This is a genomic window from Mitsuaria sp. TWR114 (assembly GCF_007997345.1).
In genome coordinates this window covers 1-1,985 of the sequence record NZ_VOSR01000942.1, presented here as the reverse complement: position 1 = coordinate 1,985, position 1,985 = coordinate 1, and the positions used below count along the sequence as shown (strand labels likewise).

Annotated in this window: 3 protein-coding genes; all 3 read left to right on the top strand. The window is 70.7% G+C overall.

What is annotated here, in order from left to right; translation table 11 throughout:
- A partial coding sequence (locus FUT87_RS26120; protein WP_147242870.1) for a sensor histidine kinase KdpD occupies nucleotides 1–682 on the top strand: 682 nt, incomplete at its 5' end.
- 235 nt (nucleotides 683–917) lie between these two features.
- Nucleotides 918–1,556 carry a hypothetical protein gene (locus FUT87_RS26115; protein ID WP_147242869.1) on the top strand — a complete coding sequence of 213 codons (639 nt, stop codon included), beginning with the start codon at nucleotides 918–920 and terminating at the stop codon, nucleotides 1,554–1,556.
- Nucleotides 1,557–1,687: 131 nt separating this feature from the next.
- A partial coding sequence (locus tag FUT87_RS26110) for a response regulator (RefSeq protein WP_147242868.1) occupies nucleotides 1,688–1,985 on the top strand: 298 nt, incomplete at its 3' end.

Genomic DNA, 1,985 nt, shown 5'->3' with positions numbered 1-1,985 from the left:
CGACGAGATCGGCGACCTGGCGCACCGCTTCAACCAGATGGCCCAGGACATCCAGGCGATGCTCGACGGCAAGCGCGCGCTGCTGCTGGCGATCAGCCATGAGCTGCGCAGCCCGCTGACGCGCGCGCGGCTGCATGCGGAGCTGGTCGACGAGGGGGCCTCGAAGGGGGCGCTGCTGGACGAGCTGGCGCAGATGCGGGAGCTGATCTCGGCCCTGCTGGAGAGCGAGCGGCTGGGCAGCGGGCATCGCGCGCTGCAGGTCGGCGATTGCGACCTCGGCGCGCTGGCGCGCGAGCAGGACCAGCCCGGCGTCACGCTCAGCATCGATCCCGACCTGCCCGTGCTGCAGCTGGACCGGATGCGGGTGCAACTGCTGCTGCGCAACCTGGTGCACAACGCGCTGCGTCACAACGACGCGGCGAGCGGCCCGGTGCGGGTCAGCGTCGAGCGCGATGGCGACGGCGTGCGGCTCACCGTGCGCGACCACGGTCCCGGCGTGCCGCCCGAGGCGCTCGCGCAGCTCGGCCAGCCCTTCTTCCGCCCCGACGAGGCGCGCGCGCGCAGCGAAGGCGGCGTGGGCCTGGGACTGTCGCTGTGCCGGCTCGTGGCCGAGGCGCACGGCAGCCGGCTCGAGTTGCGCAATGCCGAACCGGGGTTCGAGGCGGTCGTGCGATTCCGCTGAGCCGCCTCAAGCGAGTGGCTCTCGTCGCGGGTGTCACCGAGACAAGTCGGTCGCCCCACGAGGACTGGTGTGGCGCTCATGCCGACGGTTTCATCGAATCGATTTCATTGATCTTTTCGTGCCAGGTCTTGCGCCGGCCACGCTGAAGATGCATCCCCCGCGTCGCTGATGCGGTCCCTGTCATCCCCACGAAGGTGATGCCTATGCATTGATCCGATCCGAACTGGAGCTGTCCATGTCCACGATGTCCCTCTCTCCCTCCGCCCCGGCCATTCCGGCCGTCCCGATGACGCCGTCCGGCTGTCCCGTCACCGCCGCCGCGGCACTGCTCGACGAGGCCGACGAGCCTGACGAGCGCAACGAGTCCGACGGGCTCGACGAGCGCGACCTGCCCAAGGCGGCCCGCGGCGCCAGCGCGCCTCCGCCGGCACCGCCGCCGCCGCCCCCGCGTCCCCCGAAGCTGCTGTTCATGCAGGAGGTCCTCGAGCAGATCCGCCCCCTGGAGGGCATGACGCGCGAGGAGTTCGAGGCCTTCCTCTACAGCTCGCGGATGTATCCCTCGCTGAGCCGGTTCGAGCCCGCCTGCGTCGAGTATTTCGTCCCGCGCAGCGACATCACTGTCGGCCTGGCGATGAAGACGCTGCGCGAGCGCATCGAGCATGCGGCGGTCGTGGCCGAACTCGTCTACCGCCTCAAACGTGACGACGACGAGGACGGCGCGCTGTGCAACGACGACGAGGCCGTCATCGCCTCCGCCGCGATCCGTGACGACCTGCGCGAGGCGCTGGGCATGCTCGGCGTGTACGAGCAGGCCATCCGCGACGGGGTGGCCGTCGTCCAGTACCACCAGCGGGTGCCGGCCGAGGTCGCTTGAGCGACGACCGGGGAGAGGGGAGCGGCCGCCGTGTCGCTCCGGTAAGAAACGGGTAAGGCGCTGGAGCGGACGATGGCCATCCCTTGCCTCCCTGCCTCCCTTACCATGTGCCGCTTCGGCCCCCTCTCCCCATGAATCGAATCGCCCTGGTGGAGGATCACGTCCGGCTTGCCGGACTGATCCGTCAGGCCCTGCAGGCCGCCGGCATCCCGACGGACGTCTTCCATGCGATGGAGGCGGCCTGGGTCGCGCATCGCGAGGTCGGCTATGCGGCGCTGGTCATCGATCGGGGCCTGCCCGACGGCGACGGCCTGGCGCTGGTCAAGCGCCTGCGGGCCGAGCGGCAGGGCACGCCCTGCCTGATGCTGACCGCGCGGGACGCACTCCACGACCGGGTCGAGGGCCTGGAGTCCGGCGCCGACGATTACC

Coding starts and splice junctions, on each gene's coding strand:
- FUT87_RS26115 (WP_147242869.1), top strand. CDS start 918: ATGTCCACGATGTCCCTCTCTCCCTCCGCCCCGGCCATTCCGGCCGTC.